This window comes from Acidovorax sp. LjRoot74 (assembly GCF_964254355.1).
GTDB lineage: Bacteria > Pseudomonadota > Gammaproteobacteria > Burkholderiales > Burkholderiaceae_C > Acidovorax.
Map to the genome: position 1 here is coordinate 4,815,242 of NZ_CAXUTI020000001.1, position 14,819 is coordinate 4,830,060.

General features: G+C 57.2%; 13 protein-coding genes. 10 read left to right on the forward strand and 3 right to left on the reverse strand.

What is annotated here, in order from left to right:
* Positions 1–63: 63 nt before the first annotated feature.
* From ACSQ3O_RS22865 to ACSQ3O_RS22875, 3 genes are all read right to left on the reverse strand, one after another.
* Positions 64–1,116: an MBL fold metallo-hydrolase gene (locus tag ACSQ3O_RS22865; protein ID WP_056642830.1), complete on the reverse strand. Its 1,053-nt coding sequence runs from the start codon at positions 1,114–1,116 to the stop codon at positions 64–66.
* 69 nt (positions 1,117–1,185) lie between these two features.
* On the reverse strand, positions 1,186–2,409 hold the full coding sequence (locus ACSQ3O_RS22870) for a phenylacetate--CoA ligase family protein (RefSeq protein WP_056642827.1): 1,224 nt from the start codon (positions 2,407–2,409) through the stop codon (positions 1,186–1,188).
* Between the two features lie 12 nt (positions 2,410–2,421).
* On the reverse strand, positions 2,422–3,234 hold the full coding sequence (locus ACSQ3O_RS22875) for an enoyl-CoA hydratase/isomerase family protein (RefSeq protein ID WP_231940633.1): 813 nt from the start codon (positions 3,232–3,234) through the stop codon (positions 2,422–2,424).
* 95 nt (positions 3,235–3,329) lie between these two features.
* On the opposite strand from ACSQ3O_RS22875, the gene ACSQ3O_RS22880 reads away from it, so the two are divergent.
* The 10 genes from ACSQ3O_RS22880 (at position 3,330) to ACSQ3O_RS22925 (ending at position 14,744) form a co-directional block, all read left to right on the forward strand.
* On the forward strand, positions 3,330–4,391 hold the full coding sequence (locus ACSQ3O_RS22880; protein WP_231940634.1) for a CaiB/BaiF CoA transferase family protein: 1,062 nt from the start codon (positions 3,330–3,332) through the stop codon (positions 4,389–4,391).
* Positions 4,392–4,520: 129 nt separating this feature from the next.
* Positions 4,521–5,759 carry a thiolase family protein gene (locus ACSQ3O_RS22885; protein WP_056642825.1) on the forward strand — a complete coding sequence of 413 codons (1,239 nt, stop codon included), beginning with the start codon at positions 4,521–4,523 and terminating at the stop codon, positions 5,757–5,759.
* A gap of 33 nt (positions 5,760–5,792) precedes the next feature.
* Positions 5,793–6,554: an SDR family NAD(P)-dependent oxidoreductase gene (locus tag ACSQ3O_RS22890; protein WP_056642823.1), complete on the forward strand. Its 762-nt coding sequence runs from the start codon at positions 5,793–5,795 to the stop codon at positions 6,552–6,554.
* Positions 6,555–6,666: 112 nt separating this feature from the next.
* Positions 6,667–7,464, forward strand: a complete 798-nt coding sequence (locus ACSQ3O_RS22895; protein WP_056642819.1) for an ABC transporter ATP-binding protein — start codon at positions 6,667–6,669, stop codon at positions 7,462–7,464.
* Positions 7,461–9,428, forward strand: coding sequence for an AMP-dependent synthetase/ligase (locus ACSQ3O_RS22900; protein WP_056743885.1), 1,968 nt, complete (start codon positions 7,461–7,463; stop codon positions 9,426–9,428). Before ACSQ3O_RS22895 ends, ACSQ3O_RS22900 begins: the two co-directional genes overlap by 4 nt.
* Positions 9,425–10,309, forward strand: coding sequence for a branched-chain amino acid ABC transporter permease (locus tag ACSQ3O_RS22905; RefSeq protein WP_056743883.1), 885 nt, complete (start codon positions 9,425–9,427; stop codon positions 10,307–10,309). The genes ACSQ3O_RS22900 and ACSQ3O_RS22905 overlap by 4 nt, the downstream gene beginning before the upstream one ends.
* Positions 10,306–11,364: a branched-chain amino acid ABC transporter permease gene (locus ACSQ3O_RS22910; protein WP_231940635.1), complete on the forward strand. Its 1,059-nt coding sequence runs from the start codon at positions 10,306–10,308 to the stop codon at positions 11,362–11,364. The genes ACSQ3O_RS22905 and ACSQ3O_RS22910 overlap by 4 nt, the downstream gene beginning before the upstream one ends.
* Before the next feature lie 85 nt (positions 11,365–11,449).
* A complete protein-coding gene (locus ACSQ3O_RS22915) occupies positions 11,450–12,700 on the forward strand; it encodes an ABC transporter substrate-binding protein (RefSeq protein ID WP_083235468.1) in 1,251 nt (416 codons plus the stop codon).
* A gap of 60 nt (positions 12,701–12,760) precedes the next feature.
* Positions 12,761–13,549 (forward strand): ABC transporter ATP-binding protein, encoded by a 789-nt coding sequence (locus tag ACSQ3O_RS22920; RefSeq protein ID WP_056743881.1) that lies wholly within the window; start codon positions 12,761–12,763, stop codon positions 13,547–13,549.
* Between the two features lie 43 nt (positions 13,550–13,592).
* Complete coding sequence (locus ACSQ3O_RS22925; protein ID WP_056743879.1) at positions 13,593–14,744, forward strand: acyl-CoA dehydrogenase family protein; 1,152 nt, start codon at positions 13,593–13,595, stop codon at positions 14,742–14,744.
* Positions 14,745–14,819: the final 75 nt, after the last annotated feature.

The following is a 14,819-nucleotide window of genomic DNA, read 5'->3' on the forward strand; positions in this document are numbered from 1 at the left end:
GGCTCGACGGCGTCTAGATCAACCGGGTCGATTCACCATAGAGCGTAGGGCGGCACTTCAATGTCAATATCTTGTTGAGTGCCACGCGACCCCGTTTTCGTCCATCGTGACTTCTATGGTGGCCTGTGCGATGAGAAAGTTTATGCAAGCAACTGCCTCACCTGTTGCCAGGCTCAGTTGCTGCGCATCCTGTTCTCCGATGGAGCGATGAAAGAGTGCAGCGAACGTATCGATGATCCGTTGAGGCCCGGTAGTCAATGTCTGACGTAACCGATTCAGTGCACTATTTTGGCCTGACCTGAGCGAGTCAAGGCGTTCATGCAGTCCATAAAAGGGCTCGTTGTGAGAGGGGAGTACCAACACATCGTTGGGAACATCCCTCATTAGTTTGTCGAGCCCTTCGTACCACTCCTTCAGCGGATTGGCCTGTGGCTCGCTGGCGAACACCGAAACATTCGACGAAATCTTCGGTAGCACCTGGTCGCCGGAGATCAGCAGTTTCAAGTCGGGGCAGTACAGAGAGGCATGTTCTGGTGAGTGGCCGCCGGTGGTGATGATCCGCCAGCCATATTTACCCAACTGGACGTGGTCGCCGTCCTGCAACCGTCGGTAGCTGTCAGGCAGAGCGTGGATATGTTTACCAAAGCTGCCGAAGCGACTGCGGTAGCTTTCAATGGCTGCCTCCGACCAGCCGGCGCATCTATTGAAGAGCACGCCGTCGGGCGGGGCTTCGCGGTTCGTGTCGGCATGCATCACGCGGCAGGTCAGGTACTCCAGCCGGCTCATGTGCAGCGGCACACCAAAGCGACGCGTGAACCAACCAGCCAAGCCGATGTGGTCTGGGTGCATGTGTGTGGCGAAAACGCCTTGGAGTGGCCGTGCCAGCGGCCCGTGCGCCATGAGGGCCAGCCAGTCGGCCACGGTGTCGGGGTTATTCAGGCCGGTATCTACCAGCACCCAGCCATCATGGGTATCTATGGCCCATACATTGATGTGGTCGAGTCGGAATGGCATCGACAGTCGGATCCAGCGTACGCCCGGGGCGATCTCGACCCAGTGTCGTGACGATGGTGGCTTGAATGGATAAATAAGTGGATTGGCTGCGAGTTCAATCATTGCTATCGTTTCATGAGGTAAGCGACGGTATAGCCACTAGGTGCATCAGACCAATGGCTTTTTAGAATTTCACTGCTTGTTGTCAACCAGCAAGGGTGCGTCAATGGGCATATCTTCTTGGATTACCCACTCGACTGAGTCGAGCCTCAGGCGGGTCAATTGCCTGAACACTTCGATCAAATCGCTTTGCGTGGCGTAGTGAGAAGCCCCTGGCGTTAGCACCGCGCGCAAGGTTGCAGTTTCCCGATGCTGCTTTTTTTCAACGATGATCTGGGCACGTTCTATAGCCGGGATCCGGATGATCAGCTCTTCCACGTTGCGTGGATAGATGAAAATTTCGCGTACTTTGACACCTTGGCCCACTCGGCCTTGCAACAAACTGATTCGTTCGACGAGACCATCCGGGGAATGGGCCAGCGCTTGCGCCACATCGCCTGTGCCAAAGCGGACCAGAGGCCAACCGCTGTCCAGCGTGGTGACCACTATCTGGCCGGGTTCGCCCGGCGGAAGGGGTGCGCCGGTGTGCGGGTCGCAGATCTGGACGAGCCGGTCAGGCTGGACCGTGTAGCCCAGTTGTCCTAGTTCCTCGTAAGCAATCAGCCCGAAGTCGCCGGTGGCATAAGCCGAGAACGTGCGGATTGCGTATTTCTGCTCCAATGCGCGGCGCTTGCCCATCCAGTCACCCAGTTCGCCGCCCAGCATTGCGGAGCGGACCTTCCATTGAGAAGGCAGGTCGTAGCCCATGCGCTCAAGCGTTTCGACCAAGGTCACGAAGAAGGAGGTGGAGGAGCAAATGCAGGTGATGCCCAGTTCCATGATGAGCTGCGCTTGTTGCTCGGCGCCGCCGGGCCCGCAGGGAATGAGCGTCGCCCCGGTGGCAGCAATGCCCGCATCTAGCAATAGGCCGGCTGGAACAAGATGGTAGGACCAGGTGTTGAGTACACGGTCACCGGGGCCGATTCCCGCCTGCCTGAACACATGCGAGAAGCCCTTGCCAGTGTCTTCGTCGAAAGAATGGGGTTCATAGACGGGGCCTGGGGAGACATAAATGCGGCGGATAGATGTGTCGTCGGCAGCGAGAAACCCACCGAATGGCGGTGACTGGCGCTGCTTATCAAGCAGTGAATCCTTACTTGTGACGGCGAGCCGTGCAAGGTCGGCAGGGCCTTGGAGATCCTGCGGCGTCATCATTGCAAGCTGATAGACCGCGCGGATGGCCGGGGCGCGGTCGTAGGCGAATTGCTGCGAAGCACGCAGTAGTCTGAATCGATCGGTGGTGGGTAACGTATGCATGGCGTTGCCGTCCTAGTGGCCCGTGAAGCGCGGGGTGCGTTTTTCGTTGAATGCGGCCAGGCCTTCGTGGAGATCGGCGCTGTGGGAATGCACTTCAGAGGCCAGAAGCTCCAATCGCAGGGCGGTGTCTAGAGGCTGTTGCAAACCATCGTCGACCAGCGTTTTCATGCGGCGCAGGCCAAGGGGGCTCTTCGTGGCAATTTTGTCGGCCACGGCTTGTGCAACGCTTTCGAGCTGGTCGTCGTCCACCACTTGGTTGACGAGGCCCGCTTCCACAAGATCTGCCGCGTCCACGAAGTCACCCGTGAAGAGAAGGTACTTGGCGCGTGTGGGGCCAATGACCCGCGGCAGGCGCACCGACCCCCCCCCTCCGGGGATCAGGCCGTAGTTGGCATGTGCGTCGCCAATTTTGGCGCTCCTTGCCGCCAGCACTAGATCACAGCACAGCACCAGTTCGAGCCCGCCCGCCAGAGTTATGCCGTTCAGGGCGGCGATCACGGGTTTTGGAAAGCGGTCAATCCGGTTCATGGTGGACAGTACGCTGTCCAGAAAGCCACTGGTGCCACTTTCGCCCGCTTGCGTCTTGACGTACTTGAGGTCGGCGCCCGCGCAGAAGGCCCGTCCAGTGCCCGTCAATACGACGGATATCACGTCTCCGCGGCTCTGTGCTTCGTTGAGTGCGTGGTCTATTCCCCGAAGCACCGCCGGGGTCAGCGAGTTCATTGCATCAGGTCGGTTCAGGCGAATCCACATGGTGCCTTTTCGTACGTCTGTAATCACAACCGGTGTCGACATCAGGGGTTCCTTGCTGGCTTGCGTGTTCATGGATCGATTCTGCTTTTGCCTCTGTTTTGAGGGACATGGGGTTTTCCATTACCCATAGGTTAAAAATTCTACCCTAAAGTAAAACAATTAAACAAATGGAGTTCTTCATGCGAAGTAAGAGCAGCCCGCTCATGTTCCCGCTATCGGGTATCAAGATCGTCGAGTTCGAGGGGATCGGCCCAGGGCCCTTAGCTGGGTTCATGTTGATGCAGATGGGCGCTGACGTTACTGTGGTCGGGCGGCCAGGTGCGAGCGCATTGCCTGATGAGCTCACTCCGAAGGACGGGGCGCTCTTGTCGCGCGGCAAACGACGCGTCACATTGAATCTCAAGAACGACGAGGACAAGGCGCGGGCGCTGGACATGGTCGCGCAAAGCGACGGGTTGATTGAGGGCAACCGCCCGGGTGTGATGGAGCGCCTGGGTTTGGGTCCCGATGTATGTGGTGAATACAACCCGCGGCTTGTGTATGGGCGCATGACGGGCTGGGGGCAGGATGGGCCGCTGGCTCAGGCCGCCGGGCACGACATGAACTATGTCGCTCTCACTGGGCTCATGTCGATCACCGAGCAACCGGGACACCCTCCCATGCTTCCACCCACAGTGGTTGGGGATGCTGCCGGCGCCCTCGGGTTTGCATTTGGCATGGTGTCGGCGTTGCTAGGCGCGCGGGATAAGGGCCAGGGCTGCGTGGTTGACGGCGCCATCATTGATGTGTTGGCAATGCTGTCGCCGCTCGTGCAACTGATTCGTCAAGGTGGCGGATTGGAAGGCAGCGAACCCAGTGTCTTCCATGACTCACCCTTCTACGACCGCTATCTGTGCAGCGATGGGCGATACATCACGGTCGGTGCAATCGAGCCACAGTTCTATGCATTGCTGTTGACGCAATTGCAGCTGACGGATGTCGACCCCGCACGGCAAATGGACAAGACTTTGTGGCCGTCTCTCAAGGCGCGGATTGCGCAGCGCTTTGCTTCCCAACCTAGTACGTACTGGAATGCACTGATGGAAGGCACTGACAGTTGCTTTGCGCCGGTGCTCACCATGGCCGAAGCCGCCGCTCATCCCCACAACGTGGCTCGTGGTTTGTACAGCGTGACTGAGCAGGGCGATATTGAGACTGCGCGGGGCATGCGATTCCTGCCGCTTTGCTGAGCCGCGAATGTGATACCAAGGGTAATCCCTGGCAAGCAGTTGAGAATTTTACTGTACAGTAAAAACATCTTACACAAAGTAATTTATTTGACTTTCATGGATCAAGAAGATCCGCCACGGAGAAATGCGATGGAAGATATCTATGTGGTTGGTGTGGGGATGACGCCATTCGGACGGCATCTGGACAAAGACATCAAGGCGCTCACACGCGAGGCCACGGCGGCTGCTTTGGCGGACGCGGGATTGGAAAAAGAAGACTTGGAAGCGGCCTTTTTTGGGAACACTTCCCAGGGGCATATGGATGGCCAGCACATGATTCGTGGGCAAATTGCGCTGCGGGCCATGGGGATTGGGCGCATTCCGGTGGTGAACGTCGAAAACGCTTGTGCAAGCGGCTCGTCGGCGTTCGTTCTAGCCTGCAATCACCTCAAGTCGGGTGCTGGCGATGTCGCTTTGGCTGTTGGTGCAGAGAAGATGTTCTCATCCGACAAGCTCAAGATGTTCTCGGTGTTTGACAGTGCCTGGGATCTCTCGCGTGCAGAAGAGATTCGTGGGGAGTTGATGAAGATGGGGCGCGACGTGGCGGTGCCCGAGGGGAGTACCTCACCCAGGCCGTACAGCGTTTTCATGGACGTGTATGCGGCGTTTGCACGATCGCACATGCGCACTTTCGGGACGACGCAGCGCCAGTTAGCCGCCGTTTCATCCAAGAACCACGCGCACTCCATGCACAACCCGCTGTCGCAGTACCGGATGGCTTACAGCATCGAAGAGGTGCTCGCCGCGCCGCCGATCACCTACCCATTGACTCTGCCCATGTGCTCCCCGGTGTCTGATGGCGCAGCAGCAGCCATCATTTGCACACGCTCGGCGCTTATGCGCTTGAACATCGATGAAAAGCGTGCCATCAAGGTGTTGGCGGCAGTAGTGCAAAGCGGTTCCGACCGGAGCGAAGACGACTACACCAACCACTGCACAGCACTGGCTTCGCGCAGGGCATATGAACTGGCAGGTGTTGGCCCAGCAGATATCTCGGTGGCCGAGGTGCACGATGCCACGGCCATGGGTGAAATCATTCAGACAGAAAACCTCGGTTTCTGTGAGTTCGGCATGGGCGGTGTGATTGCCGAGCGGGGTGATACCCGGATTGGTGGCCGCATTCCCGTTAATCCGTCCGGCGGCCTGGAGTCTAAGGGGCACCCTGTTGGGGCCACCGGTATTGCCCAAGTCCATGAGTTGGTAACTCAGCTTCGCGGGGAAGCCGGACTGCGGCAGGTGACTGACGCAAGGATTGCGCTGGCAGAAAACGGTGGCGGTCTTGAGGGCATTGAAGAAGCTGTTGCCTGTATCACCATCTTGGCGCGCTGAGCGCTGCACTCAATAAGAGACAAGAGAAACAGTATGGATGTCAAAAATACCATTGCCTTCGTCACAGGAGCTGCTTCAGGCCTGGGGCTCGCCACTTGCAAGGCATTGCTTGCGGCCGGAGCGAGCGTCATGGCGGTTGATCTGGACGAAGAGCGCCTTGCGAGCGAGGTGCTGCCGATGGGCGAGCGCGTGCGAATCCAGAAGGTTGATGTTTCGGACGAGGCCAGTGTGAAGGCTGGCGTAGACGCGGCAGTGGCGGAATTTGGTGCGCTGCATGTGGCGGTAAATTGCGCGGGAATTCTGGGTCCCTGCAAGACGCTTTCAAAGGGCGAGTTATTCCCGATGGATCTTTGGAACCGGGTGATCGCCATCAACCTGACCGGGACATTCAACGTGGTGCGCTATGCGTCGTTGGCCATGTCGCAGAACGAGCCCAATGTCGACGGTGAACGGGGGGTCATCGTGAACACGTCATCTGGTGCTGCGTGGCAGGGTCAAGTGGGCCAGGCCGCATATAGCGCCAGCAAAGCGGCGGTCATTGGAATGACGCTTCCGGTGGCGCGGGATCTTGCGCAACACGGAATCCGAGTGGTGGCCGTGGCGCCTGGTCTGTTTGAGACCGCCATGTCTGCAGGCATGCCAACGAAGGTGTCGCAAAACATTATTGACAACGTCATCCTCTTTCCTCATCGCATGGGGCAGGCACAAGAGTTCGGTGGACTGGTTCGGCACGTTGTGGAAAACGCCTATTTGAATGCCACCACGATCAGCCTGGATGCGGGTGTCCGTTGTTAGTCGTGGTCCATTGATCGCTGCGAGCATTCCCGCAAATGGATGCGTAGACCCTGCAAAGGTCTTATGAAGGAAATTCGATGGACAAAGCCAAGAATTCAGAGTGGAGGTACCAATGAATGCAGCCATTCAAAGCCAGCGGGAAGGCGTGGTGCTGACAGCCCAGAATCTGCTGCTGCAGTTCGGTGGAGTTGTGGCGCTGAATGATGTTTCGATTGATGTGCGCAAGGACGAGCTGCTGGCAATCATCGGGCCGAACGGAGCGGGAAAGTCTTCTCTGATGAACTGCCTGAGCGGGTTCTACCGCCCCAAGAAAGGCGAGATATCCCTGGCCGGGCACAACGTGCGCGACATGGCGGTTCACGACGTGGCGGCACAGGGCCTAGCGCGCACCTTTCAAGGTACGCACATTTTTTCGGGCATGACCGTTATCGAGAACCTGATGGTGGGGCGCCACATGCACATGCGGGCCAATCTCGTGCAGTCATTTTTCCATTTCGGCCCGGCAAAACGGGAAGAAGTTTTGCATCGGGAGGTGGTGGAAGAAATCATTGAATTTCTTGAAATTGAATCCATCCGGCATGCGCCGGTGGGCAGCCTCGGTTATGGGCTTCGCAAGCGCGTGGACTTGGGGCGCGCACTGGCCCAAGACCCGAAGATTCTGTTGATGGATGAGCCTATGGCCGGTATGAATACTGAAGAGAAAGAAGACTTGGCACGTTTCATTCTGGATGTGCGCGAGGCAAAGCGCATTCCTATTGTTTTGGTGGAGCACGACATGGGTGTGGTGATGGACCTGGCTGACCGCATCGCTGTGCTGGACTTTGGACGCAAGATCGCCGATGGAACGCCCAAGGAGATCCAGGCTAATCCCGCAGTGCTTAAAGCCTATCTTGGGGAGGGCGTCCAATGAAACTCGAAATCGCGACCCTTCCCCAGTTGCTGCGCAAGCATGCGCATGCTAACCCCAACCGTCTTTCCCAGCGCCATAAGCAGCGCGGCATTTGGCGGGAGTACAGCTTTGCGGATGTGCAGCGCAACGTTCGAGAGATTGCGCTGGGCATGCACCAAGCAGGCGTCAAAGCGGGTGAGACCATTGCCATCATTGGTGAGAATGAGCCGCAGCATTACTGGGCCGAGTATGCCGCGCATGCACTGGGATGCAAAGTTGTATCCATGTACCCGGACCTCACTTCGGAGGAGGTGGCCTATCTTTTGGACGACAGCGAAGCAGTCATCTTGTTCGCGCAGGACCAAGAGCAGGTTGACAAGGGCCTGGATGTCCGGAACAAGACGTTGAAGATGCGCCACATTGTGTATTGGGATGAAACGGGTATGTGGTCGTATAACGACCCCATCCTGCAAACCTTCGATGGCATGCAGCGGCAAGGGCGTGAAATCCATCAACGTAACGGAAAGATGTACGACGCGCTAGTGGATGCGGGAGCCCCCGATGACATAGCGGTTCTTTCTTACACTTCCGGCACGACGGGGCAGCCCAAGGGCGTGATCCTCACGCATCGCTTTTTGATCGACAACGCCCAGCGCTTGATCGATTCCATGGATGTGAAGCCGGGTATGGAATACCTGAGTTACATCGCGCCATCCTGGGCCACTGAACAAATATATGGCATCACCATGGGATTGGGATTGCCCATGGTAGTGAACTTCCCCGAGGGCCCGGAGCAGGTGTTGTCCAACATTCGGGAATTGGCGGTGGAAGGTATGACATTTGCTCCGCGCCAGTGGGAAAGCATGGCGTCCTCTGTGCAGGCGCACATGCTCGACGCAGGACCCATTCGACGAGGTGTCTACGAGTGGGGCATGAAGATCGGTCACACCGTTAATGTGGGGCGCTTGGATGGAAAACCCGTTGGCCTGCTGGACCGGTTGCTGTTTCCTATCGCCAATGCACTGGTTCTGCGCCCGTTGCGAGATCTGCTCGGCCTGACCCGGCTGCGCTGTGCCAGCTGCGGTGGTGCCACCATGGCACCGGATGTGTTTCGCATGTTCCATGCCATGGGTATACCTCTGCGCAACATCTATGGCTCCACCGAAACCGGGTTGCTGACATGCCACCAGGGTGACCGATTTGATCTGGAGACCGTAGGGCACTGGATGAAGGCGCATCCAGAGGCGGGCCCACCATTGGAATGGCGCTTGAGTGCGGACGGAGAGCTGCAGATTCGTGGCGGAAGCCCGTTTCTGGGCTACTACCGCAGAGAGGGTTCCGTAGAGTCGAAGGTGAAAGATGGCTGGTTCTACACGGGCGATGCCGTAACGAAAACTGAGCTAGGCGAGCTCGTGTTCCTGGAGCGGTTGTCGGACCTCAAGCGTTTGCGCAGCGGAGAAACCTTCCCGCCGCAGTTCGTCGAGACCCGCCTTCGGTTCAGTCCCTTCATCAAGGACATCATGACGGTGGGAGACGAGACGAGGGACTTCGTGGCCGCTCTCATCAATATCGACATGGCTGTTCTGTCGCGGTGGGCAGAAGACAAGCGGATCGGATTTTCAACCTTTACCGATTTGTCACAGCGGCCAGAGGTCGCAGAGTTGATCAGTCAGGAAATTACCCGTGTGAATCAGTTTTTGCCGGCGCATGCGCGGGTCAAGCGATTCGCCAATTTTCCAAAAGAGCTTGATCCGGACGAGGGCGAACTAACACGTTCGAGAAAGCTGCGGCGCGAATTCCTGGAGGTGCGATACGCCACGCTGATCAACGGTTTATATGACGGCTTGCACGCCGTGCGTATCGATATTCCTGTGACCTACCAGGACGGTCGGCGCGGCAATTTCGAGGCTCTGGTGTCCATCCATGACACGGACGCCGCAGGGTCAGACCACCTGGGCGCAGCCCGAAGCAGAGGACGGAAATGATCGATTTTATTAACTACCTGATAAACGGTGCGCTGTCAGGGCTTCTGTATGCGTTGATCGCCATGGGTTTCGTCGTGATCTATCGCGCGTCAAAGGTGTTCAACTTTGCACAAGGTGAGTTGGTGGTCTTTGGCGGCTACATGGTGTGGTGGACGATTATTCAGATGGGTCTACCGCTGTGGGTCGGATTGCCCGTGGCATTCGTTAGTGCTGCAATTTTTGGTTTCATGATTGAGCGGATATTTTTTGCCCGTCTGGTTGGGGAATCCGTCTTCTCGATGGTCATGGTGACGATCGGTCTCTTGATTCTGATCCGAGGCGTTGTGTTGGTGCTTTTTGGTCCACAGGTGCGTGCTTTTCCGATCATCTTTCCTCTGGATCCGATCATCGTTGGCGATCTCATCGTCTCCCGTTCGATGCTCTACGGTGGAATTATGACCATCTTCATCGGCGTTGGCCTCTCCTGGTTTTTCAACCGGACAAGGGCTGGCTTGACCATGACGGCCGTGGCGGAAGACCACCAGGTGGCCATGTCCATGGGCATCTCGGTGCAGCGTTCCATTGCCTTTGCGTGGGTGCTGGGATCCGTGCTTTCCACACTGGGGGCGATAGTGCATTTGAGTGGCCGCTCCATCAACATGATGAGCTCCGACATCGGCCTGGCTGCCTTGCCGGTGGCCTTGCTGGCTGGGTTGGAGTCCCTCGCAGGTTTGCTGATCGCCGGTGTTTTGGTGGGTGTGATTCAGGGTTTGGCTTCGGCCTATCTCGATCCCCTGGTGGGGGGAGCGCTGGGCTCCGTCTTTCCTTTCATCATCATGCTGGTGGTGTTGTTAATTCGTCCCACCGGCATGTTCGGGTGGAAAACCATTGAGAGGGTATGAGCATGGATCCCGCAGGTGTATTCGCGACTTCTTTCGCCAAAGACCAAGCACTAATTCGCACGCGCAGCCAGGCGGTGGCATTGGGCCTGTTTGTTATAGCGTTGTTTGCGCTGCCCCTGATCAGCGAGGTCCGCTGGGTGGCGATCATGACCTCTATGCTGATTACTGCAGTGGTGGTCATGGGGCTGCAGATCAATACTGGTCTAGCGGGTCAGATCAATTTGGGTCAAGCTGCGTTCATGGGGGTTGGTGCGTATGCAACAGCGCTCCTAGCGACGAAAGGCCACCTGCCTTTCTGGCTGGCTTTGCCCATCGGCGGGCTGTGCGCGGCGCTTTTTGGGCTGGTGTTTGGATTAACCGCAATGCGCATAAAGGGTTTTTACCTTGCCTTGACCACGATTGCTGCGCAGATTTTGTTCCACTTCTTTGTGCTCAACCTGCCTGCCAAGTGGCTGGGGGGATCTAACGGCATCACTCTGGAACCAGCACAGCTCCTTGGTTTCGTTTTCAACACCGATACCCGCATTTACTACCTGTGTCTGGTAGTGGCCTTCATCATGATTGCGGGCGCCTACGGCGTCGCACGCAGCCGCCATGGTCGAATTTTTGCGGCAGTGCGCGATGACGACGTGGCCTCAGGAATGATGGGCATCAATGTCGTGCGCACCAAGGTACTTGCCTTCTTGCTGGGTGCGTTTTACGCGGGCATCGGTGGAGGGCTCTGGGCTTACTACGTCAGGTTCGTGGCGATTGACCAGTTCACCCTGATCCACTCGATATGGTTCATCGCGATGATCATTGTGGGTGGCATGGGGTCGGTGACGGGCGCGCTGATCGGCGTGTTTGTTATCCGTACTGCCCAGGAGACGATCACCATCGTGGGCCCTTCACTGGTCGAGAACTTTTCCTTCCTGAGCGGAGATGTTGTTTTCGCAGTGATGAATATTTTCCTGGGTGGAGTCATCGCGGCCTTTCTGATCTTTGAGCCACGCGGTCTGATGCACCGGTGGAACATCGTCAAGCGGTCTTATCGCATGTGGCCTTACCCATATTGACCGCAATCCTGTTTTCTGCAGCCACCTTAGGCGCTGGGAAGGGCTGCTCCAATGCAAAGCGCTACTACAAAAGGAGACTTTTTTTATGAAAACGAATCGAGCAAAGTTGTCGGCAATGGTCAAACTGGGGCAACGCGGCGCTTTACTGGCGTCAGCCTTGTGCCTTGGCGGCATGGCACAAGCTCAGACTACTTACAACGTGGCTGGCCTGGCTGACTTCACCGGACCTTTCGCAGACATCATGAAAGATATGACGGGATGCCGCCGTGCGGTGCTCGACTGGTGGAGCGAAGAGGTCGGTAAAGCGCAGGGCGTCGCATTGCGAATCAAGGATTTCGACACCCGCTATGACGTCGCCCAAGTGGCCAGCCTCTGGCCAGGCATCAAGTCCGAGCTCAACCCGGTGGCTGTTCTGGGTGTGGGCGGTGCAGATACCAATGCGCTGCAGCAGCGCTTGCCTAGTGACAAGGTGCCTCTTGTCCAGTCGACAGCAGGATATGGATTTGCTTGGAAGGGTGATAACTGGGTGTTCAATGCCCGTGCCACTTACCCGCACGAAGCGGCTGCGTTTTATGTGTGGATGCAGAAGAAGTCGGGTTCGTCTGCTCCTCTCAAGGTGGGGGTGATTTCATCGGAAGTATCGCCGGCCTACGTGGACATCCACAAAGGTGTCGAGAAGTTCGCTAAGGACAATCCGAAGATCATTGAAGTCGTTGAAACGATTTATACCGAAGCACAGCCGACCGACCTTACCCAGCAGGTCAGCCGCCTGGTCCGCAAGGGGGCCACGGTACTGCAGGTGTTCAACAATACAGCATCGGTAGTGGCGACACGGCGCGCCCTGCAAAGCCTTGGAAAAACCAATATTCCGATAGTGGTTAGCGCTCATAACGGGTTGCTTTCGTCGGGGAAAGCGCTGGGTGACCTGAGCCAAATGGATGGAAACTATGAGGTCTATGGCATGGCCATGGCCGCCGAAGGCGCAACACCGGCACGGGACTTCTTCGAGAAACTGCGCAGCCAATACAAGTTGCAAGCCGCCTATAACTCTGCCTGCATTATGGGCATGAGCCAAGCGATGTTGACGGTTCGTGCCGTTGAAAATGTTGTCAAGGTCAAAGGTGCTGGCGGTGTGACGGGCGAAGAGGTTCGCGCTGCACTGCTGTCCACCCCCATGCCTACCGAGCGCAGTTTTGGCTTGTTGCCCAATATCAAGTTCAACAATGATGCGCCGTTCCCGACCTCGGGCACAGCCGTCAACATCGGCACCGTCGAAAAGGGAAAGTACAAACTTCTCGAGCAGAACGTTCCGGTTCCTGTGTTGAACAAGTGGTAATTGCAAATCGGCCTGGGTCTCGGGCCACCGAGACCCAGGCCACATCATCTGGAGCTACCCGTGCTTGAACTGAACAACGTTGAAGTCCTCTACAGCGACGTCATTCTTGCTGTCAAAGGCATTACCGCCAAAGTCCCCGCTGGACAGTGCGTGACCTTGCTGGGCGCCAATGGCGCTGGCAAGAGCACCACGCTCAAGGCCATCTCCAACCTGGTCAGGACAGAGGATGGTCGTGTGACGGCGGGGAGTATTCAATTTGATGGTGCGGACATCACCGGTGCCAACCCCGTCGATGTCGTTCGCAAGGGGTTGGTACATGTCATGGAAGGGCGCAAGGTTCTCCGCCACATGACAGTGGAGCAGAACCTGGTGGTGGGCGGTCATATGGGCAGCGCTGGCGATGCCAAGGAAATGCTTGATGAGGTGTATAGCCGCATCAAGCGTCTGAAAGCCTTGCGTACTCGCACAGCAGGTTACCTGTCGGGCGGCGAGCAGCAATTGCTGGTAATTGGACGGGCCCTGATGGCCAAGCCTAAGTTGGTGATGATCGACGAGCCTTCGCTCGGCTTGGCTCCGCTGATGGTCGATGAGGTCTATGGTTTGCTGAGTGACCTCAAGACCAGCGGTCTGACTCTGCTGATCGTGGAGCAAAACACCCGCGTCGCTCTGGATTTAGCCGACTACGGCTATGTGATGGAGAGCGGACGGATCGTGTTAGAGGGCCCCTCCAACAGCTTAAAGACCAACGAGGACGTTCGAGAGTTCTACCTCGGCCTGACGGTCGATGGGGAGCGCAAGAGTTTCCGCGACATGAAACATTACCGCCGCCGCAAGCGCTGGCTGGGTTGACCGCATTGGGTCAGTCGTTTTCCAAGTTTTCAAGGATGGGTTTATGAGCATCGTTTCCAATGCATTGCTGAGCGAACAAGAAGTCATTATTCGGGAGTCTGCCCGGCGTGTCGCGACTGAAGTGGTGGGTAGCACGGCCGCCGAACGTGATCGCACGGGGGCTTGGCCACACGACGAAATCAAGGCAGTTGCCGACGTAGGCTTCATGGGCATGCTCGCCCCGCCAGCATACGGCGGTTCCGGGCTTTCATTCGTGGAGTATTGCCTGGCTATTGAAGAATTCGCAGCGGCCGATGGTGGCTTCGCCACCATGATGCACGTCCACAACTCAGCTGCGCACGTGTTACGTAGTTTTGGAACCGAACAACAGATGGCCCGCCATCTGCCGGATCTGGCCAGTGGCAAGCGCATTGGTGCCTTTTTATTGTCAGAGCCCCATGCAGGCTCGGATACCGCAGCCATCCGGACCACGGCTAAGCGGGACGGCGACGTTTATGTGATCAATGGCAGCAAACAATGGATTTCCAATGGCAGTGAAGCGGGCTTTGCGCTCGTCGTGGCAGCAACTGCGGAACCAGGTGCCCGTCACCGCTTCAGCCTGTTCATCGCGGACCCCGAAGATCCAGGCTACCAATGCTTGCGTATCGAAAGGAAGCTGGGCCAGCACACGGCCCACACGGCTCAGATTCAGCTGGACAACATGCGTGTTCCAGTTCAGAACATGATCGGTGAGGAAGGGCGCGGGTATGGCAAAGCACTATCGCTGTTGTCCGATGGGCGCATCGCAATCGCCGCCCTGGCCATCGGCATTGCCCGTGCAGCGCTGGAGGCAGCCATCCGCTACGCCAAAGAGCGCGAGGCCTATGGCAAGCCACTCACCGAACTGCAGGCCATTAGCTTTGATTTGGCGGAAATGGCCATGCAGGTTGAGGTGGCGCACCAGTACATGCTGTATGCAGCTCGTCTTACGGATGCGGGCCTGCCAACCAGTAAGGAGGCCTCCGTTGCTAAACTCTATGCCAGCGAAATGGCTGAAAAGGTTTGCTCTGCGGCGCTGCAAGTGCATGGTGGCTACGGGTATGTCAACGACTTCCCGGTCGAGCGCTATTATCGCGATGTGCGCGTTACAAAGATCTACGAAGGCACTAGTCACATTCAAAAGTTGATCATTGCGCGCAGTATCTTGGCTGGCTGATGAGCACGGCCTTTCTCCGCAGGCCTATCGGCGAAAGCAGTTCGATACACTTTGCCTCAGTTAGCGATACGAATG